This is a genomic window from Microbispora bryophytorum, from assembly GCF_006874465.1.
Taxonomy (GTDB): domain Bacteria; phylum Actinomycetota; class Actinomycetes; order Streptosporangiales; family Streptosporangiaceae; genus Microbispora; species Microbispora bryophytorum.
Window position 1 is genome coordinate 352988 of the sequence record NZ_VIRL01000001.1, and the last position, 20060, is coordinate 373047.

General features: G+C 70.4%; 19 protein-coding genes. 9 read left to right on the forward strand and 10 right to left on the reverse strand.

The features are described 5' to 3' along the window. Positions 1 to 791: 791 nt before the first annotated feature. Entirely contained in the window at positions 792 to 1568 is a 777-nt protein-coding gene (locus tag FLX07_RS01820) for a Fic family protein (protein ID WP_142567651.1), read from the reverse strand. A 262-nt stretch (positions 1569 to 1830) separates the two neighbouring features. Here FLX07_RS01820 and acs point away from each other — a divergent pair, with 262 nt between their 5' ends. The 4 genes from acs (at position 1831) to FLX07_RS01840 (ending at position 6347) form a co-directional block, all read left to right on the forward strand. Further along, entirely contained in the window at positions 1831 to 3807 is a 1977-nt protein-coding gene (acs, locus tag FLX07_RS01825) for an acetate--CoA ligase (RefSeq protein ID WP_142567652.1), read from the forward strand. A gap of 246 nt (positions 3808 to 4053) precedes the next feature. After that, positions 4054 to 4557 carry a phage holin family protein gene (locus FLX07_RS01830; RefSeq protein ID WP_142567653.1) on the forward strand — a complete coding sequence of 168 codons (504 nt, stop codon included), beginning with the start codon at positions 4054 to 4056 and terminating at the stop codon, positions 4555 to 4557. Continuing rightward, positions 4547 to 5467 (forward strand): alpha/beta fold hydrolase, encoded by a 921-nt coding sequence (locus tag FLX07_RS01835; RefSeq protein ID WP_142567654.1) that lies wholly within the window; start codon positions 4547 to 4549, stop codon positions 5465 to 5467. Before FLX07_RS01830 ends, FLX07_RS01835 begins: the two co-directional genes overlap by 11 nt. A 493-nt stretch (positions 5468 to 5960) precedes the next feature. Then, complete coding sequence (locus tag FLX07_RS01840; protein ID WP_229689447.1) at positions 5961 to 6347, forward strand: DUF309 domain-containing protein; 387 nt, start codon at positions 5961 to 5963, stop codon at positions 6345 to 6347. A 198-nt stretch (positions 6348 to 6545) separates the two neighbouring features. Here the strand turns inward: FLX07_RS01840 and FLX07_RS01845 are convergent, their stop codons facing one another. The 3 genes from FLX07_RS01845 to nth form a co-directional block, all read right to left on the reverse strand. Then, a complete protein-coding gene (locus FLX07_RS01845) occupies positions 6546 to 7736 on the reverse strand; it encodes a MarP family serine protease (protein ID WP_142567656.1) in 1191 nt (396 codons plus the stop codon). A gap of 88 nt (positions 7737 to 7824) precedes the next feature. Further along, complete coding sequence (locus FLX07_RS01850) at positions 7825 to 8499, reverse strand: NUDIX hydrolase (RefSeq protein ID WP_142567657.1); 675 nt, start codon at positions 8497 to 8499, stop codon at positions 7825 to 7827. 78 nt (positions 8500 to 8577) lie between these two features. Continuing rightward, positions 8578 to 9315 (reverse strand): endonuclease III, encoded by a 738-nt coding sequence (gene nth / locus FLX07_RS01855; RefSeq protein ID WP_142567658.1) that lies wholly within the window; start codon positions 9313 to 9315, stop codon positions 8578 to 8580. A gap of 343 nt (positions 9316 to 9658) precedes the next feature. On the opposite strand from nth, the gene FLX07_RS01860 reads away from it, so the two are divergent. After that, complete coding sequence (locus FLX07_RS01860) at positions 9659 to 10339, forward strand: Crp/Fnr family transcriptional regulator (RefSeq protein ID WP_030506761.1); 681 nt, start codon at positions 9659 to 9661, stop codon at positions 10337 to 10339. A 7-nt stretch (positions 10340 to 10346) separates the two neighbouring features. On the opposite strand, the gene FLX07_RS01865 is transcribed toward FLX07_RS01860, so the two are convergent. From FLX07_RS01865 to sp36, 4 genes are all read right to left on the reverse strand, one after another. Further along, the gene (locus tag FLX07_RS01865) at positions 10347 to 11081 is read right to left on the reverse strand and encodes an MBL fold metallo-hydrolase (protein WP_229689505.1); all 735 of its coding nucleotides are present in this window, start codon (positions 11079 to 11081) and stop codon (positions 10347 to 10349) included. Positions 11082 to 11203: 122 nt separating this feature from the next. After that, positions 11204 to 12028 (reverse strand): NUDIX hydrolase, encoded by an 825-nt coding sequence (locus tag FLX07_RS01870; RefSeq protein ID WP_142567659.1) that lies wholly within the window; start codon positions 12026 to 12028, stop codon positions 11204 to 11206. Positions 12029 to 12121: 93 nt separating this feature from the next. Then, positions 12122 to 12583 (reverse strand): RidA family protein, encoded by a 462-nt coding sequence (locus FLX07_RS01875; protein ID WP_142567660.1) that lies wholly within the window; start codon positions 12581 to 12583, stop codon positions 12122 to 12124. Next, positions 12583 to 12735: a Sp36 family protein gene (gene sp36, locus FLX07_RS01880; RefSeq protein WP_076440089.1), complete on the reverse strand. Its 153-nt coding sequence runs from the start codon at positions 12733 to 12735 to the stop codon at positions 12583 to 12585. The genes FLX07_RS01875 and sp36 overlap by 1 nt, the downstream gene beginning before the upstream one ends. A gap of 429 nt (positions 12736 to 13164) precedes the next feature. Between sp36 and bagA the strand changes: the two genes are divergently transcribed. Continuing rightward, positions 13165 to 14205: an ATPase BagA gene (gene bagA / locus FLX07_RS01885; RefSeq protein WP_229689448.1), complete on the forward strand. Its 1041-nt coding sequence runs from the start codon at positions 13165 to 13167 to the stop codon at positions 14203 to 14205. Positions 14206 to 14359: 154 nt separating this feature from the next. Further along, positions 14360 to 15472 (forward strand): ATPase BagB, encoded by a 1113-nt coding sequence (gene bagB / locus FLX07_RS01890; protein WP_142568080.1) that lies wholly within the window; start codon positions 14360 to 14362, stop codon positions 15470 to 15472. A 168-nt stretch (positions 15473 to 15640) separates the two neighbouring features. Here bagB and FLX07_RS01895 read toward each other — a convergent pair whose 3' ends face one another. After that, positions 15641 to 15937, reverse strand: a complete 297-nt coding sequence (locus tag FLX07_RS01895; RefSeq protein WP_030506755.1) for a WhiB family transcriptional regulator — start codon at positions 15935 to 15937, stop codon at positions 15641 to 15643. A gap of 382 nt (positions 15938 to 16319) precedes the next feature. Between FLX07_RS01895 and FLX07_RS01900 the strand changes: the two genes are divergently transcribed. Continuing rightward, entirely contained in the window at positions 16320 to 18452 is a 2133-nt protein-coding gene (locus tag FLX07_RS01900) for a transglycosylase domain-containing protein (protein ID WP_229689449.1), read from the forward strand. 105 nt (positions 18453 to 18557) lie between these two features. Here FLX07_RS01900 and FLX07_RS01905 read toward each other — a convergent pair whose 3' ends face one another. Then, positions 18558 to 19013: a GatB/YqeY domain-containing protein gene (locus FLX07_RS01905; protein WP_142567662.1), complete on the reverse strand. Its 456-nt coding sequence runs from the start codon at positions 19011 to 19013 to the stop codon at positions 18558 to 18560. Positions 19014 to 19093: 80 nt separating this feature from the next. Between FLX07_RS01905 and FLX07_RS01910 the strand changes: the two genes are divergently transcribed. Then, positions 19094 to 20026 (forward strand): metallophosphoesterase, encoded by a 933-nt coding sequence (locus FLX07_RS01910; RefSeq protein ID WP_142567663.1) that lies wholly within the window; start codon positions 19094 to 19096, stop codon positions 20024 to 20026. Positions 20027 to 20060 lie beyond the last annotated feature (34 nt).

Consider the following 20060-nt stretch of genomic DNA (forward strand, 5'->3'; position numbering starts at 1 on the left):
AGCGGGGGTCGCCTAGCGGTCCGGCTCTGGGGGGGTAGAGCCGGTCCCCTATAACAAGAAAGCTTTAAACAACGGACCAGGACATGGCAAGGGCTCCTGCGCCATCAAGCCGCGCACGCCGTTCCGTATCGAGAGACACACCCGTATCTTGCCTGATCACGAGAGGTACGTCGAGCACTCTCACCAATCTGAGTAAAACTTTTCCCCAGAGTCAGTGTGGCATGTCGACAGACACCGTCGCAACGGGTAGTGGAGCGGGCCACGAGGAGTCACCGTCCCCACTTCCCCATGCCGACATACGGCACCAATGGGGACATAAGCATAGGAATGACCCATGCGACTCGGTAAAGCTCTTGGCCTTGGGGGTTTCCATCTCGGGGAAACGGACGTAAAAAGGGATTACGGACCTGCGGGTCCGTGTACGTACGGCATCGGGTACCCACGCGCGACCAGCCGCGGGAGGCGTGTCGAGACGGGCTTGACCCGTCCGACAAATCAGGGTGCACGCTTGGTAGCCCGATGACACGTACCGGCGACGGCGTCCCACACCAGGGACGCCGTCTGCTTTGTTCACAACAGGCGCCGCGCGCACCACCGCAGCGCACACCACTGCCGCGCACACCGCTGCCGCGCACACCGCTGCCGCACATGGCGGCCCGGCCACGGCGCAGCGCACCACATCCGCCCGTGCAGGCCCGGCAGACCGGCACGCGCCCCGCGGACCACAGACCCGGCGGCTCGGCCCAGCGGACCACACCCAGGCACCGCGTACGGTGGCGCGCAGGGGCGGATCAGCGGGACATGGCCTCGCAGATCGCCGTCGTCTCGCGGACACCGTGGACGACCGCCGAGGCGCAGTGCCTCACCCAGGTGCCGACGCCCTCACTCGTCCCCTTGAGATACGCCCTGAGGCCCTCGGCGTACGCGTCGCCGAGGTCGGCGTGCCCCACCTCGACGACGGCGAGCGACTTCGGATCGAGGCCGAGGTCGACCAGCGTGAGCCGCTCGGCGGCGCGGGCGACCAGGCCGTCGGCCACGCCGAACGGACGCAGCACCGCCAGCTCCGCGTGCACGATCGCGGCGAGCACGAGGGCGGGCGCCGCGGTGGAACCCGTGACGAGCCCGGCAAGGGCCGACATGCGGGCGGCGGTCTCCTCCGGCCCGGGCGCGGGGCCGAGCCCCAGCGGATCGGTGGTCGTGGACGCGGTCCGGGGCCTGCCGGGGTCGACGGTCATCCCTGCCGCCGCCAGCGCGTGCAGCCGGGCAAGGACCTGCCGGGGCGCCGAGCGCCACGTCGGGGCCAGCCGGCCGACCTCGGCCGAGGCTCGCAGCGCGCCCTGCACGACGGGATCGGTCACCTCGCCCCCGCGCAGCGACTCGAGCGGCACGTCGACGCCCTCGATCGCGGCGGAGGCGCGCGCGCCGCGCAGGGCCGACTCGGCCGACACCTCGGGACTGCGCCGGCGCAGCACCCGGTGCCGGTAGAGCCGGTCGACGGCCTCTCGGGCCTCCTGTACGGCCTCGGGCACGCCGGGCAACCCGGCGATGACGGCCAGGGGATCGCTCACAGCCCCCGACCATACCTGCCACGTTGAAGGTCGTTCGCCGAGGAGGTACGGCCGTTCAGCGCACAAAGACGACGCCGGTCTCGGTCAGTTCCTCACCTATCGTTAAGTTGGCAAGTTATAGGCGGTAACCGGACAAAACGCCCCCACCCCGATTACTTGTACTTGACACCGCTCGCCTGGTGAAGTGGGACACGACATACCCCAGCTTGGCCGAGGCGGCCGAACGAGAGACAACCTTTTAGACGCTGTGAAGGAGTACGGAGTGGCCACCGAGACCCCCGGTCAGGAAACCCAGGAGACGCTGTCGAACCTGCTGAGCGAGACGCGCCGGTTCGAACCCCCTGCGGACCTGGCCTCGGCCGCGAACGTCACGGCGGAGGCCTACGAGGAGGCCGCACAGGACCGGCTCGCGTTCTGGGAGCGCGTCGCGGAGCGGCTGACGTGGGCGGAGCGCTGGGACACCACGCTTGAGTGGGAGCCGCCCTTCGCCAAGTGGTTCGTCGGCGGCAAGCTGAACGTCGCCTACAACTGCGTCGACCGCCACGTGGAGGCCGGCCGGGGCGACAAGGTCGCCTACTACTGGGAGGGCGAGCCGGACGGCGACAGCCGTACGATCACCTACTCCGACCTGCAGAAAGAGGTCTCGAAGGCCGCCAACGCGCTGCAGGAGCTGGGAGTGCGCAAGGGCGACCGGGTCGCGGTCTACATGCCGATGATCCCCGAGCTGCCGATCACCCTGCTGGCCTGCGCCCGAATCGGGGCGATCCACTCGGTGGTCTTCGGCGGCTTCTCCGCCTCCGCTCTGAAGAGCCGCATCCACGACGCGGACGCGAAGGTCGTCGTCACCGCCGACGGCGGCTTCCGCCGCGGCGCGCCCAGCGCGCTGAAGCCGACGGTCGACGAGGCGGTCGCCGAGTGCCCCGGCGTCGAGCACGTCGTCGTGGTGCGTAGGACCGGCCAGGACGTCGCCGTCACCGAGCGGGACGTCTGGTGGCACGACCTCGTCGACCGCCAGCCCGCAGAGCACGAGCCGGTGCCGCACGACGCCGAGGACCCGCTGTACATCCTCTACACCAGCGGCACGACCGGGAAACCGAAGGGCATCCTGCACACAACCGGCGGCTACCTCGCCCAGGTCGCCTGGACCCACGACGCGGTCTTCGACCTCAAGCCCGACAGCGACATCTACTGGTGCACGGCCGACATCGGCTGGGTCACCGGGCACTCCTACATCGTGTACGGCCCGCTCGCCAACGGTGCGACCAGCGTGATCTACGAGGGCACTCCTGACACCCCGCACCGCGGGCGTTTCTGGGAGATCGTGCAGAAGTACAAGGTCACGATCCTCTACACCGCCCCCACCGCGATCCGTACGTTCATGAAGTGGGGCGACGACATCCCCGCGAAGTACGACATGTCGTCCCTGCGAGTGCTCGGCTCGGTCGGCGAGCCCATCAACCCCGAGGCGTACGTCTGGTATCGCGAGCACATCGGCGCCAGCCGCTGCCCGGTGGTGGACACGTGGTGGCAGACGGAGACCGGCGGCATCATGATCAGCCCGCTTCCAGGCGTCACGGCCGCCAAGCCCGGCGCCGCCATGCAGCCGCTGCCGGGAATCTCCGCCGACGTGGTCGACGACCAGGGCAACTCGGTGCCGAACGGCGGCGGCGGCTTCCTCGTGGTCCGCGAGCCGTGGCCGTCCATGCTCCGGACCATCTGGGGCGACGACAAGCGCTACGTCGACACCTACTGGTCGCGGTTCGAGGGGATGTACTTCCCCGGCGACGGCGCCAAGCGCGACGAGGACGGCGACCTGTGGCTGCTCGGCCGGGTGGACGACGTCATGCTCGTCTCGGGGCACAACATCTCCACGACCGAGGTCGAAAGCGCGCTGGTCAGCCACCCGAAGGTGGCCGAGGCGGCCGTCGTGGGCGCCACCGACCCGTTGACTGGCCAGGCCATCGTGGCCTTCGTGATCCTGCGCGGCAGCGCGGAGGAGAGCGACGACGTCGCCGCCGAGCTGCGCGCTCACGTGGCCAAGACGCTCGGCCCGATCGCCAAGCCGCGGCAGATCCTGGTCGTGCCCGAGCTGCCGAAGACCCGCTCCGGCAAGATCATGCGCCGGCTGCTGCGCGATGTGGCGGAGAACCGCTCGCTCGGCGACGTCACCACGCTGACCGACAGCTCGGTCATGAACCTGATCGCGGAGAAGCTGCCCAGCGCCAAGAGCGACGACTGATCACGAGCCGCCCGATCTCGTGAGGAAGGCGTGGACGAACGGCGTCCACGCCTTCCGCGTCTCCGCGCCGGCCGAGGGCGGGTCGCGGCGCGTACGGATCGCCTGAGCCGTCATATTCGGGCCGTCGGGGGGCAGGTCTCCGCGTGTCGCGTTCTTCGAACCGGTTATCCACAGGCGCGGGGCTTCCGTGCACGCGCGCGGACGGGCACGGGATGATGTTTGATAGTCGCAGATAGGAGATCGCTCATGCCCGAGGACGAATCGCTCGGTGCGCTGGTCGCCCAGGCGAGCCATCACATCTCGACCCTCGTACGGTCGGAGATCGAGCTGGCGAAGGCCGAGCTCAAGTTCGACGCGAAGCGGGTCGGCGTGGCCGCCGGGCTGTTCGGCGCCGCGGCCTTCATGGGGCACCTGTGCCTGATCCTGGCCTCGTTCGCGATCGCGTACGCCCTCGTGGCCGTGGGGCTGGCCACCTGGCTCGCGTTCACGATCGTCACGGTGTTCTACCTCCTGATGGCCGGGTTGCTGGTCCTCGTCGGCTACCGCCGGCTCAAGGGACTGACCGGAATGAAGCGCACTAGGCGGAGCCTGCGCGGCCTGGCGGGCCCGGAGGAGGCGGAGGAGGAGCTGCCGGAGAGGATCCCGGCCGGCACCGCACCGCGGTCCGCGGCCCCGGCGCCGCCGCCGTACACGGGCCCGACCGCCGGGCAGGTGGGCGCCCACCGGGAGTCCGTGAGCGATGCCGGTTGACGAGACGCTGATCGAGGTCGACGGCCCCTGGACACACCGGACGGTGCACGCGGGCGGTGTCCGGTTCCACGTGGCCGAGGCCGGGGACGGGCCGCTGGTCCTGCTGCTGCACGGGTTCCCCCAGTTCTGGTGGACCTGGCGGCACCAGCTCGCGGCACTGACGGAGGCCGGTTACCGCGCCGTCGCCGTCGACCTGCGCGGTTACGGAACCAGCGACAAGCCGCCACGCGGCTACGACCTGCCCGCGCTGGCCGTCGACGCGGCGGGGCTGGTGCGCGCGCTTGGTGAGACGAGCGCGATCGTGGTGGGCCATGACTGGGGGGGCCTGCTGGGCTGGACGATGAGCGTCCTCGATCCGAAGGTGGTGCGGCGGCTGGTGCCGGTGTCGGCGCCGCATCCGCTGCGCTTGCGCTCCGCGCTGTTCACCGATCCGCTCGGGCAGCTCAAGGCCAGCCGTTACGCCCTGGGATACCAGCTCCCCTTCCTGCCGGAGCGGAAGCTGACCCGCAAGGGCGGCGCCGCGGTCGGCAGGCTGGTCGAGAGGTGGGCCGGCCCGCAGTGGCCGGGCGACGGCGTGACGCGGGTGTACCGGGAGGCGATGCGGCTTCCGACCGTGGCGCACTGCGCACTGGAGTACTACCGCTGGTTCGCCCGGTCCCAGCTCCGCCCCGACGGTTTCCGCTACGCCCGTCAGATGCGCGCGGAGATCGAGGCGCCGACGCTGCAACTGCACGGCGCGCTCGACCCGTGCATCCTGCCGCGGACCGCCCAGGGCTCCAGCAGGTTCGTGGCCGCGCCGTACCGGTGGCGGCTGATCGAGGGCGCCGGGCATTTTCCGCATGAGGAGCGCCCCGAGCAGTTCAACGCCGAGCTCATCTCCTGGCTCTCCGACCCCGAACCCGACCGATGAACCCAGCCCGGAACCCAACCGATGAACCCTGCCCCGGAACCCGACCGCTGACCCGACCGCTCAACCCAGCCCCGGAACGCCACCGCTGACCCGACCGATGAACAATCGATGAACGACCGATGAACCCGGCCGATGACGTGCCGCCCGGCGCCGGGCGTGGCCCGCCGTCGCCGGCTTCACACACCGGTCTCACACATCGGCCTCACATACCCGCCTCACACACCTGGGTCGCCCCAGTGCGACCGCCCCGGCTGCCGGATCGGTACCCGTGATCTCGCAGTAGGTAGTAGAAATGTGCCCTGGAGTGGCCTGACTTCCTGGCTGATCTCCGAGTGGATCCGGGAGATCACCGGCGTTCCGGCCGCTCCGAACCGCCCACGCGCCCTGCGGAGAAACCATGCGTGACCGTGACGAAGCGGGTCGCCCCCGCAATGCACGCCCTCGCGACGAGTACGGCAGGCCGCTCCCACGAGGCACAGAGGGAGTGCCCCGGGTGCCCGACGACTACGCCCCCTCCGCCGAGGAGGCGCTGGAGGAGGCCAGGAAGCTGCTCGCGGCAGGCCGGCCGTTCCACGCCCACGAGGTGCTGGAGGCCCGGTGGAAGACCGGCCCGGCCGAGGAACGCGAGTTGTGGCAGGGGCTCGCCCAGATGTGCGTCGGTCTGACGCACATCCAGCGCGGCAACCTCTCCGGCGCCGCCGCCCTGTTGACCCGTGGGTCCGCCAGGCTCGGCGCGTACGGCTCCACCCGGCCCTACCGGCTGGACCTGCGGGCCCTGGCCGTCGAGGCCGACGCGGTCACGACCGCCATCGACGAGGGGAACGCCGACGCCGGCTCCGCCATCGCCGCCATCCTGGCCCGCCTGACCCCCGCAGGCTAGTCAGCGGCGGCGCGCTCGGGCTCGCCGTGGCCCCCGTGCCGCCGCTGCTCGCGCGGCCCCCGTGCCGCTGCTGGGCTCGCCGTGGCCCCCCGACCCGTGCCGCTGCTGCTCGCGCGGCCCTCCCCGCGCCTGTCACAGGCCGCCTCAGGGCCGCCGCCGGGCCTGCACCGGGCCTGCACCGGGTCTGGGCTCGGCACCCTAGTCGCAGTCCTGGGTGTCCACGCGGGCGACGGTGCTGCTGCCGTCGTTGGCGTCGGGCATGACCTCCTTCGCCGTGAGGGCGTAGCCCGTCTCGGCCTGGTCCGTGGCGGCCGCGAAGATCACTCCGAACACCCGGCCATCCGGGCTCAGCAGCGGCCCGCCCGAGTTGCCCGGCTGGACTTTGCCCCGGATGGCGTAGACCTCACGCTCCACCCTGCGCTGGTTGTAGATGTCGTACGACTCGGCGCGCTGCTTGATCCTGACGCGGGCGGCGAGCGGCGTGAAGGGGTGTCCCTTCGGGTAACCGGCGATGATCGCGCTGTCGCCCTTGTCGGCGTTCATGTCGAAGCGCAGCGCGTTGATCGGGAGGCCCTGGACGAACAGGACGGCGATGTCGCGCTCGGGGTTGTACAGGACGACCCGGGCGTCGTACTCGTTGCCCGCGTAGTCGGTGACCCGCAGCCCCTCGGTGACCCCGGCCACGACGTGGGCGTTGGTCATGATGCGCTCCCGCGCGTAGACGAACCCGGTCCCCTCGATGCGCTTGCGGCAGCTCGGGGCCGTGCCCTGCACCTTGACGATCGCCCTGCGGGCCCGGACGAGGGCGGGGCTGCCGTTGATCAGGGTCTGGTCCGGCGGGGGGACGTTCTGGCCGCCGATGGAGGTGATGACCTGCGGCCACTCCGAGGTGTTGACGAAGTCCCTGAACTGCTTCTGCAGCGCCCCTACACCGTCCGGGATGGCGTCGTCGACCGTCTGCCACACGACTGATCCGTTGATCTGGTCCTTGACCAGCGGCTGGCCGATGCTCATCGAGACCATCAGGGAGCCGATCAGCCAGGCGATGGCCAGAACCGACAGACCGCTGGCGACCGAGCCGCCGAAGGCGTCGACGGCCTTGGCCGGCTCCCACGTGACGTGGCTGCGGGCCACCGCGCCGATCGTCGAGGACGCGAACTGCCCGATCGTCGCCGCCAGGAAGACGATGACGATGGCTAACAGGGCCCTCTCGATGTCGCCGCTGACGATCGCTCCGGCCAGTGGCGGCGCGATGAACAGGCCCAGGAGGGCCCCGCCGATGAATCCGATGAAGCTGAAAGCCCCGATGATGAAGCCCTGCCGGTAACCGGATACCGCAAAGGCCATCACCAGGCCGATCAGGATGAGATCCAGAAGATCGCCGCGCACAGTTTCCACGGTATAGGCATGCCACTCGTCGTGTGCGGGCGTCTGCCGGGTCTCGCCGCCATACGCGGCGTACGGGCACCCCGCCGGCTCAGCCCCGCGCGGCCAGGTCGAGGACTTCGGGAGGAAGATCCTCGATCCGTGAGCGGTCCCAGGGACGCTCGAAGCCGGCCGCGGTCAGCACGCCGTCCAGCACGCCGGCGGTGAATCCCCACACGAGCAGGCCGCGTACGCGGAACGCCACGGAGGGGACGATGCCGCGCGGGTGGCGCAGCCGCAACCGGTTGGCCGGGTCCACCAGCTCCGCGACCGGGACCCGCTCGACGGTCTCGACCTCGTCGGGAGACGCGGCGTGCACGGCGCAGGGCGTGTGCCACCAGCCGAGCACGGGAGTCACCCGGTTGTCGCTGCGCCAGACGTAGAGCTCGGGCATGGTCCCGACGACCTCGACGCCCGAGGGGTCGAGCCCGGTCTCCTCCCGGGCCTCGCGCAGGGCCGCGCCGATCGGGCCGTCGTCGCCGGGATCGACGCCGCCGCCGGGGAAGGCGGGCTGGCCGGCGTGCACCCGGCCCTTCGAACTGCGCTGGATGAGCAGGATGTCGGGCCCTTCGGGCCCATCGCCGAACAGCAGCAGCACCGCGGCCGAACGGCCGGCGCCGTTCGCGGGCGGCCGCAACGCGGTGGGAACAGGACTGTGCGCGGCCTTCGCGGCCAGCTCCGTCAACCAAGGGGGAGTCACGACCACCTCCACATCGTCACACCGCATCGTCCCACCCGGCACGCGCGGGCCCAGGCGTGCCCTACAACCACGAAAGTGCGCCCGAGCTTCCCGATCACCGCATGGTCACGAGAACGGACCCGGCCGCACCAGTGCGCGCGCCGCGTCCGCGTCCGTGGGGCCGGTGCCGTACGACGGGCAGAGCGCGGCGAGCGGGCACACGCCGCAGGCGGGCTTCCTGGCGTGGCAGATGCGCCGGCCGTGCCAGATCAGCCGATGCGACAGCATCGTCCACTCGGACTTGGGGATCAGCTCGCCGACCTCGTGCTCGATCTTCACGGGGTCGGTCTCGGTCGTCCAGCCGAAGCGCCTCGTCAGCCGCTGGAAGTGCGTGTCGACGGTGATGCCGGGGACGTCGAAGGCGTTGCCGAGCACGACGTTCGCGGTCTTGCGGCCCACGCCGGGGAGCTTGACCAGGTCGGCCAGCCTGCCCGGGACCTCCCCCTTGTGGTGTTCGCAGAGACCCTGCGCCATGCCGATGATGCTGTTGGCCTTCGCCCGGAAGAACCCGGTCGACTTGATGATCTCCTCGAGTTCGGCGCGGTCGGCTCCGGCGTAGTCGGCCGCGGTGCGGTACTTCGCGAAGAGCACCGGAGTGACCATGTTGACCCTCTTGTCGGTGCACTGCGCCGACAGGATCGTGGCGACCAGCAGCTCCAGGGGGTTGCCGAAGTCGAGTTCGCAGTGGGCGTCGGGGTAGGTCTCGGCCAGGATCCGGTTGATTCGCCTCGCCCGGCGCACGAGCCCCAGGCGGGTCTCGGCCTGGCGCTGTCGCCGTCGGGGAGCGGCCGTGTTCGTCGCCATGCCGCAAGCGTAGGGCCTCGCATCCCTGGCCCGCTCCCAGGTCATGGCTTGCCACACATGCCACATATCCAGCCTGTATTTGCCAATTTGTCCCTACGCTGCGCAATACACTGTGCCCATAGGGGGACGACCGGCTGCCCGAGCCGGTCGAGCGCGCAGTGGGCGTAAGGATGGGTTTCCGCCAAGATTGTGTTGTTTCGCGAGGCACGACACAGACGAGTGCGAGCCGGGAGCCTACGCCCATGCGACGTAACGGGACACCCCGCAATGCGTCGTGGAAGGCGTGGGTCACAATGGCTAGCACGGAGCCGGCGACCGAGCGCGCCCGCAGCAAGGAGGCACCGTGAGCACCGAAGAAGTACTGAGCAAGGCGCCGCTCTTCTCCGCGCTCGACCGCGAGAGCGCCGCGGCTCTGCGGACGAGCATCACCGAGGTGGAGCTGCCCAAGGGCCGCACCCTCTTCAGTGAGAACGAGACGGGCGACCGGCTCTACGTGGTGCTCGAAGGCAAGATCAAGCTGGCGCGCACCGCCCCGGACGGCCGGGAGAACCTGCTCAGCGTGCTCGGCCCCGGCGAGATGTTCGGTGAGCTGTCGCTGTTCGACCCCCGTCCGCGTACGGCCTCGGCCATCGCGCTGACCGACGTACGGCTCGCCGGCCTGGGGCACGACGACCTGCGGCCGTGGCTGACCGGACGGCCCGAAGTGGCGCTGCACCTGCTGCGCGCCCTGGCCCAGCGGCTGCGCCGCACCAACGACGTGCTCGCGGACCTCGTCTTCACGGACGTGCCCGGCCGCGTCGCCAAGCAGCTCCTCGACCTGGCCGACCGCTTCGGGCAGAAGACCGACGACGGCATCCGGGTGCATCACGACCTCACCCAGGAGGAGCTCGCCCAGCTCGTGGGCGCCTCGCGGGAGACGGTCAACAAGGCCCTGGCCGACTTCGCCCAGCGCGGCTGGCTGCGCATCGAGGCCAAGGCCGTGGTGATCATGGACAGGGAGCGGCTCTTCAACCGCTCCCGCTGAAGCGGCGCTAGAGCGTCTTGAGGTAGTTGAGCTGGGCCGCCACCGACATCTCGGCGGCGGGCCACAGCGACCGGTCCACCTCGGCGTACACCATCTCGACGATCTCGCGCGCGTCCCTGGCACCCCTGCGGATCGCCTCGCGGACCTGCTCCAGCCGCACGCGCCGGTGCGCGATGTACGCGTCGAGCACCCCGGACGGATCGGGCAGGACCGGCCCGTGCCCCGGCAGCAGCACCGTGGCCTCCAGCATCTCGGCGCCCTGCCTGAGCCTGTCCAGGCTGCGCAGGTAGTCGCCGAGGTCCCCGTCGGGGGCGATGACGGTCGTCCCCCGGCCGAGGATCGTGTCGCCGGTCAGCATCGCCCGGTCGCCGGGCAGCCAGAAGCACAGCGAGTCGAACGAGTGGCCGGGCGTGCCGACGACCCGCACCTCCGTGTCTCCCGCCGCCACCACGTCGCCGTCGGCCAGGCCCTCCTCGCCCAGGCGCAGGCGCGGGTCGAGTGCCCGCACCGGCGCGCCGAGCATCCGCGCGAGAGCCGCCGCGCCCTCGCTGTGATCGGGGTGGCCGTGCGTGAGCAGGACGGCGGTCACCCGGCGGCCGTCCACCCGCTCGGCGACCCGCCGCAGGTGCGCCTCGTCGTCCGGGCCGGGATCCACCACCAGTACGGCGTCCGCCCCGCCGACGATCCACGTGTTGGTGCCGTCGAGGGTCATCGGCGACGGGTTGGGCGCCAGCACGTTCACGGCGCTCGCCGTGCCCGCGCCGTCAAGGCCGCCGCGGCTGTCACCGTTGACGCCACTCTTGACGCCACCGTTGACGCCGTCACCACCGACGACGCCGTCCGGTCCGGGGATGCGCAGGCCGCTCACTCGGCTGCCTTTCCTGTCTCGGGGATCATCAGCACCATCTGCCCGTCCACCTCGGCGGGCTCCGGCAGGACGGTCGTGATCGACCGGGGGCAGGCGAACACGTCGCCGGCCGACTCGAACGCCGCCATCTCGGCCAGCGTCCGGAAGGTGGGCGGCAGCAGGTGCGCCGCTCCCGCCCTCGCGGCGGCCAGCGCCGCACTCGGGCGCATCCAGGCCACCCCGGATGCCTCCCCGCCCACGTCACGCGTACGCTGCCCGGCGGGCAGCGCCGCCACGAAGAACCGGGTGTCGAAGCGCCGGGGCTCCACGACCGGCGTGATCCAGTGTGCCCACGCCTTGAGCAGGTCGGACCTGAGCACGAGACCGCGCCGGTCGAGGAACTCGGCGAACGACAGCGCGCGCGCGATCAGGGCGAGGCGGTCGGCCTCCCAGTCCGGGCCCGTCGTGTCCGTCACCACCGTGTCCCCGTCCGGCCCGGCCAGGAGCACGCCCGACTCCTCGAACGTCTCCCGTACGGCGGCGCAGACGAGGCCCCGGGCCGTGTTCTCGTCGGCCCGGAAGACCTCGCCCCACGCGGCGGGCGGCGGGCCCGCCCAGGCCACGGTGTGGTCGGCGTCCCGCGGGTCGACCGATCCGCCGGGGAAGACGTAGGCGCCGGCGGCGAAGGCCATCGTGGCCTTGCGCCTGAGGAGGTACGCCTCCAGGGGGTCGTCGCGCAGCAGCACCACCGTGGCCGCGTCCCTGGCGGGGACGGGAGCCAGGCGGCCGGCCAGGATCTCCCGCGCCCGCTCGCCGACCTCGCCGGGCAGTGGAAACCCCATGAGGCCCTCCAGAACAAGGATCGGGTCAACCGGCCCCCATGCTCCCCCACGCGTTGGCGGAACCGCAAACACCGGTTCCGGCCTTGCGGACGGTCAGCGGACCTCCGCGACGACCTCCACCTCGACCGGCGCGTCGAGCGGGAGGACCGCCACGCCGACCGCGCTCCTCGCGTGCTTGCCCGCCTCGCCGAACACCTCGCCGAGCAGCTCGCTGGCGCCGTTGACGACCTGCGGCTGCCCCGTGAAGCCGGGAGCGCTCGCGACGAACCCGACCACCTTCACGATCCGCACGACCTGCGACAGGTCGCCCACCAGCGCCTTGATGGCCGCCAGGGCGTTGACCGCGCAGATGCGCGCCTGTTCCTTGGCCTCCTCGGCCGACACCTCCGCGCCGACCTTGCCGGCGACGGCCAGCTCACCCTTCACCAGCGGAAGCTGGCCGGAGGTGTAGACGTGGCCGCCCGTCCGCACGGCGGGCACGTACGCGGCCAGCGGGGGCACGACCTCGGGCAGCGTGATCCCGAGCTCGGCGAGCCGCTCCTCCGGGGTGGCCATCACTTCGGCCGCTTCATGTAGGCGACCAGCTGCTCGGGGTTGGGCCCCGGGATGACCGAGACGAGCTCCCACCCGTCCTCGCCCCAATTGTCCAGAATCTGCTTCGTGGCGTGCGTGAGCAACGGCACCGTGACGTATTCCCACTTGGTCATGGGCAAAGGCTATCGAGGCACGGCCCGCCGGGGATGCTCAGGAACGCGGTTCCGGCCGGGGCGCGCGGACGGAAACGTCGCCCCGGTGATGCCCTCCTGCGCGGGCACCCCCATCCTGACGATCCGAATGTTCACTTTTTGTATCCGGTTCGACGATCGGCACGATCAGCTGCAGACCGGCGTCAACAGCACCGGCTCCACGGCCGGCGCCTCCTCCGCCGGCCGGATCGGGCAAACGCACATCGGCGAACCCTTACCCGATCGACGCGCAAGCCGTACCTCTGGTTGCGACTCCGGACGACCCCCGCGAATCGGCAGGTGACCCTTGGGTAGCCTTCCTCACGTGGGCGAGTGGAGCAGGCACGCCGACGGGAACCACCGCGCGACGACCCGCGCACGCGATCTCGCCGGCCGTCCCGAGGAGGCACGGTGAGTCAGCCGACCAGCAGTCGCGGCGGGAGCAACGGGGAGGCCCGTGACACCGACTGGGACGGCGTGCGCCTGCACATAATGAGCGGCAAGGGCGGCACCGGGAAGACGACGGTCGCCGCCGCGCTCGCGCTGGCTCTGGCGGCGGGCGGGCGCAAGGTGCTGCTCGTCGAGGTCGAGGGACGGCAGGGCATCGCCCAGGCGTTCGACCTGCCACCGCTGCCGTACGAGGAACGCAAGATCGCCGTGGCGCCCGGCGGCGGGGACGTGTACGCGCTGGCCGTCGACCCCGAAGAGGCCATGCTCGAATATCTCGACATGTTCTACGGCATCAGGCGCATGGGCAAGGCGCTGACCCGCATGGGTGTGGTCGACTTCGCCACGACCATCGCCCCCGGCCTGCGGGACGTCCTGGTCACCGGAAAGACCAGCGAGGCCGTACGGCGCCGCGACAAGTCGGGCCGGAGGGTGTACGACGCGATCGTCATGGACGCCCCCCCGACCGGCAGGATCGCCCGCTTCCTGAACGTGACGCAGGAGGTCGCCGGGCTGGCCCGGGTCGGGCCCATCAAGAACCATGCCGACCTGGTGCGAGGCGTCCTCACCTCCCCGGAGACCGTGGTCCACTTCGTGACGCTGCTTGAGGAGATGCCCGTCCAGGAGACGCTGGACGGCATCGACGAGCTGCGCACGACCGGCCTGCCGGTGGGCGGCGTGTTCGTCAACATGGTGCGCCCTGCCGGGCTGCCCGGCAGCGTGCTCGAAGCCGCCGCCCGGGGGCGGTTCGACTCCGCCGAGCTCGCGCTCGGCCTCAAGACGGCCGGGCTGACCGACGCCACGGCCGACACCACGGCGGTCGCCGAGGCGCTCGCCCGTGAGGTGACCGAGCACGCCCTGCGGACCGAGCTGGAAAAGCGCGAGCGCGTCGCGCTGGAGGAGGCCGGCGTGCCGCGGTACGACCTGCCGCTGCTGCCCGACGGCGCCGACCTGGCCGGTCTCTACGAGCTGGCCGACGCGCTGCGGGCCCAGTGTGTGGCGTGAACGGTGCGGCGCGGACGGTGCGGCGTGGACCGGTGCGGCGTGGACCGGTGCGGCGCGGACGGTGCGGCGCGGACCGATGCGGTGTGGACGGTGCGGTGTGAACTTCGACCGAGTGAGAGGCTGAGCTGTGACGAGGACGGCGCCCGCGCTGGACATGGACGCGATCTTGGATGATCCGGACACCCGGATCATCGTGTGCTGCGGCTCGGGCGGTGTCGGCAAGACCACGACGGCCGCGGCTCTCGGGCTGCGCGCCGCCGAGCGGGGCCGCTCGGCGGTCGTCCTGACCGTGGACCCCGCCAGGCGGCTGGCCCAGGCCATGGGCCTGACCGAGCTCGACAACACCCCCAGGCGCGTACACGGTGTGGACGGCGCCGGGGAGGCCGGCGGCGAGCTGCACGCGATGATGCTCGACATGAAGCGGACCTTCGACGAGATCATCGAGGCCCACGCCGACCCCGAGCGTGCCCAGCAGATCCTGACGAACCCCTTCTACCAGTCGCTGTCGTCCAGCTTCTCCGGCACCCAGGAATACATGGCCATGGAGAAACTGGGCCAGTTGCGCCGCTCGAACGAGTGGGACCTGATCGTGGTGGACACCCCGCCGTCACGGTCGGCGCTCGACTTCCTCGACGCTCCCGAACGCCTCGGCCGGTTCCTCGACGGCAGGCTGATCCGCATCCTCACGGCACCGGCCAAGGCCGGCGGGCGCAGCGCGTTCAAGCTGCTCAACGCCGGCTTCGGGATGGTCGCGGGCATCCTGACCAAGGTGATCGGGGCCCAGGTGCTCCGGGACATCCAGATGTTCGTCACCGCCCTCGACGCGGTGTTCGGCGGTTTCCGCCAGCGCGCCGAGCAGACGTACCGGCTGCTGCAGGCCCCCGGCACGGCGTTCGTCGTCGTCGCCGCGCCGGAGCGCGACGCGATGCGCGAGGCGTCCTACTTCGTGGAGCGGCTGGCCGACGAGCGCATGCCGCTGGCCGGGCTCGTCGTCAACCGCGTACACCGGCCGCTGGCGCCGTCGTTGTCGGCGGCGCGCAGCTCCGCCGCCGCCGAGGACCTGGACGCCAGAGGCGAGCACGAGCTCACCGCGGCCGTGCTGCGGTTGCACGCCGGAAGGATGCAGCTCGCCTCCCGGGAGCAGCGCCAGCAGGAGCACTTCACCTCGGCCCACCCGACGGTGCCCATCGCGCAGGTGCCCGCGATGCCCGAGGATGTGCACGATCTGGCCGGACTGCGCCAGATCGGGCGACTCCTCGCGTCCTGAAGACATGACTCGTGTCCTGAAGACGCGCTCCGTGTCCTGAAGACGCGCTCCGTGTCCTGAAGACGCGCTCCGTGTCCTGAAGACGCGCTCCGTGTCCTGAAGACGCGACCCGTGTCCTGAAGACGCGACATCCGGCGTCCCGCTTCGCCGCGGGACGCCGCGCCCGGCTCAGCCGGCGATCAACTCGTTGGTCCGCTCGTACTCTTCCTTGGCGGACTCCAGCAGGTCGCGCCAGGACTCCACGTCCGGCCTGCGCCTGAGCAGTGCACGCCTTTCCCTTTCCGTCATCCCGCCCCACACCCCGAACTCGATGCGATTGTCCAGCGCATCGGCGAGGCATTCGGTACGGACGGGGCATCCACGACAGATGAGCTTGGCCCGGTTCTGGGCGGCGCCTTGCACGAAGAGTGCGTCAGGATCCGCACCTCGGCAGGCGGCACGGGAGGTCCAATCCGTGATCCACATGTTCGACCCCACTCCCCTTAGGTGGTCAGTCGTCGTTTCGGCCGACGGGCGCGGGCGTCGGGCCTCCTGGTTTGCAGTAGCCGCAGAGGAGAAAGTACGCAACGAAACGATCGAACCGACATACCCCGGGGGGACCAAATTCTTGCATGGTCATGTCAGGCCATGTGGCCGGGAATGACTAGTCCCCCCCTCCGGCGGGTAATGCCGACCCGTGACGTCGATGCCGGGAGAGCCGCCAAACGGACGTACCCTTGGTTCCGTGCAAGCTCACGGCAAAACTCTGGCATCCCGGACAGGTGCGGCCCTGCGCCTCATCGGCGCGTCAGGCGTCGCGGGAGTGCTGGCGGCGGCGATTGCACTACCCGCCGTTGGCGGGGCCGGCGTGACGGTCAAGTCGAGCATCGACACTCTGAGCCTCAAGCCGGCGAAGCTCGACGAACCGCCGCTGCCCGAGAAGACGGTCCTGCTGGACGCGGACGGCAAGCAGATCGCCCAGTTCTACTTCGAGAACCGGGAATCGGTCCCGATGGACCGTATCGCGCCGATCATGCTCAAGGCGATCGTGGCGATCGAGGACTTCCGCTTCTACGAGCACGGTCCGCTCGACGTCGAGGGCACCACCCGCGCCCTGGTCAGGAACCTCACCACGGGCGGGGTGACCCAGGGCGGCTCGTCCATCACCCAGCAGTACGTGAAGCAGGTGCTGTACAACAAGGCGGAGACCGACGAGCAGAAGGCCGCCGCCGTCGCGCCGACCGTCGGTCGCAAGCTCAACGAGATCCGCTACGCGATGGGGATCGAGCAGAAGTACAGCAAGGACGAGATCCTCAATCGTTACCTCAACATCGCCTACTTCGGCGCCAGCGCGTACGGCATCGAGGCGGCGTCCAAGCGCTTTTTCGGCAAGCACGCCTCCGAGCTGAGCCTGAGCGAGGCCGCGACGCTGGCGGGAGCCGTACAGGACCCGAACGCCACCGACCCCAACCGGGGCAAGGAGTTCCGCGACCGGCTGCTGAGCCGGCGCAACGTCGTGCTCGACCGCATGCAGCAGCTGCACATCATCACCGAGGCAGAGCGCGACGCGGCCAAGAAGAAGAAGCTGGGGTGGAAGGACAAGGAGATCCCCGGCGGCTGCGAGGAGAGCGACTACCCGTACTTCTGCCTGTACGTGCGCAACGAGATCCTCAACGACCAGCAGTTCGGCAAGACCAAGAAGGCCCGTCAGGACTTCCTGGCCCGCGGCGGCCTGACGATCCGCACCACGCTGAGCCGGAAGATGCAGACATCCGCCGAGAAGGCCATCAAGAAGTACGTCTTCCCGAGCGACAAGCCGGTCGCCTCCGAGGCGCTCGTCGAGCCCGGCACGGGAGCCATCAGGGCGATGGCCTCCAGCCGGAAGTTCGGCACCAGCAGGAAGAAGAACGAGATGTCGATCAACGTCGTCGCGGACGGACTGCACGGCGGCGGCACGGGCTTCCAGGCCGGATCGACCTTCAAGATGTTCACGCTGGTGACGGCGCTGAAGGAAGGCTACAAGTTCAACGACGGCTTCAACGTCGGCAGCACATACACGGCGCCCAGCTACTCCGCGTTCAAGGACTGCAAGGGCAACAACGTCGGCGACATCAAGACCCCGCTGCACAACGCGGAGGGCCACGGCGGGTTCCTGACCCTGCAGACCGGCACCTGGGGCTCGGTGAACACCTTCTTCCTCACCCTTGAGCAGAAGGTCGGCCTCTGCGACGTCGTGAAGACCGCCAAGGACTTCGGCATCAAGCGCGCCGACGGCGGCAAGCTCCAGGAGTTCGAGCCGTTCACGCTCGGCTTCAACGAGATGGACCCGGTCACCGTCGCCACGGCGTACGCGACGCTGGGCGCCCGCGGCAAGTACTGCACACCGATGGCCATCACCGAGATCACCGACCGCTTCAACAAGGTGACCTCGTTCAAGCCGAAGTGCAAGCAGGTCGTCGAGGAAGAGGTCGCCAACGCGGCCACGAACATCCTGTCAGGGGTGTTCACCAAGGGCACCATGTCGGCCGTCGGCGGCATCGGCAGGGACGCGGCCGGCAAGACCGGCACGGGCGACGTCTCCCGGACCGTCTGGTTCGCCGGTTTCACCCCCGACCTGGCGGGTGCGGTCAGCCTCGGCGACCCGCGCGGCCCGGTCCGCTACCCGCTCAGCAACCGCGTGATCGGCGGCCGGTCGTACGGCTCGGTCTTCGGCGCCAGCATCCCGGGCCCGATCTGGAAGGCGACCTTCCTGTCAGCGCTCAAGGGCGTCGACGCCTCGTCGTTCACCAAGCCGGACATGTCGAGATTCGGCGGCTGCGCCCACCAGTGCGCTCCCCCGCCGAAGCCGAAGTCCGACCGGGGCGACGGAGACGGCCCTGACGGCGGTCCCGGTGGGGACGGCCCCGGTGGTGGCAGGGGCGGTGGCCCCGGTGGCGGACACGGTGGCGGCCGGGGCGGCGGCCACGGTGGCGGTGACGCGCCCTTCAACCCGTTTGGATGATCCTTCTCCCGATGGGCCGCTCCTCTCGCCGAGGAGCGGCCCATCGGCGTTTCAGCCCTCCGCCGTCAGGCTGAGTTCCCGGCCTCGGCCGGACAGCCGCGGCCGTCAGGCGGACAGGCGGGCGCGTACGGCCTGGGCGATGCGGCCGCCCTCGGCGCGGCCCGCGACCTTCGGGTTCAGGATCTTCATGACCTGACCCATGGCCTTGGGGCCCTGCGCGCCGCTCTCGGCGATCGCCTCGTCGACGAGCACGTTCAGCTCCTCGTCGCTCATCTGGGCGGGGAGGTACTCCTCCAGGACCGCCTGCTCGTCCAGCTCCGCCTGGGCCTGCGCGGCCCGCCCGGCGCCCGCGAACGCCTCGGACGCCTCCCGGCGCTTCTTGGCCTCACGGGTCAGCACCTTGATCACCTCGTCGTCGGAGAGCTCGCGGGCCTCCTTGCCGGCGACCTCCTCGACGTTGACGGCGGCCAGAGCCATCCGGATGGTCCGGACCCGTACCTCGTCACGAGCCTTCATCGAGGTCGCGAGGTCGACCTTCAGCTTGTCCTTCAACGCACTCATGCGTCCATCTTGCCGTGCCCGGGCTCCCGTCTTCGCCAGGTTGTGCGGGAGACGGGCCGTACGTCGGGCATCATGGCTGTGTGAGGAAAGCAGCCGCGATTCCCCTGTCCATCCTCGGCCTCGGCGTGGCCGGTATCGGCTACGCCTCGGTGATCGAGCGAAACTGGTTCCGGCTGCGCCGGTTCGACGTCCCCGTCCTGGCTCCCGGCCAGCGGCCGGTCCGGATCCTGCAGATCTCCGACCTGCACCTCACCCCCCGGCGCCACCGGCTGATCGAGTGGGTGCGTTCGCTGGCCTCCCTCGACCCCGATCTCGTCGTGAACACGGGCGACACGCTGGCACACCCCGACGCGGTCGAGTCGTACATGTACGCCGTGGAGCCATTGCTCGACCGGCCGGGTCTGTTCGTCTACGGCTCCAACGACATGTACGCCCCCCGGCCGAAGAACCCCGTCCGCTATTTGTGGCGCACGTCCAAGGGGGACCCCCGGCAGCACGTGCCGAACCTGCCATGGGATGAGCTGGGCGCGGCGATGCGGGAGGCCGGCTGGCTGGACATGAACAACGCGACGGCCCGCCTTAAGGTGGCCGATCTCGACGTCCATGTGGGCGGCATCCACGACTCCCACATCGACCGGGACCGATACGACGAGATCGCGGGCCAGGCTCCCGTGGACGCCGACCTGCGGCTCGGCGTCATGCACTCGCCCGAGCCGCGCAACATGTCCCGCTTCGCCCAGGACGGGTATCAAGTGCTGCTGGCCGGGCACACCCACGGCGGACAGCTGTGCATTCCGTTCTACGGCGCCCTGGTGACCAACTGCGGCATCGACCGCGCCCGCGTCAAGGGCTTGAGCAGGCACGAGAGCGCCTGGCTGCACGTCTCGGCGGGACTCGGAACCTCGCCGTACGCGCCCGCTCGCTTCGCCTGCCCGCCCGAGGCGACCCTGCTGACGCTCGTCCCCCGCCGCCCTGTCGTGCCGGATGACACAAGCAGCCGCAAAGTCCGCTAGACTTGCCGAGGCGCAGGACGAAAAGTCCAAGCGA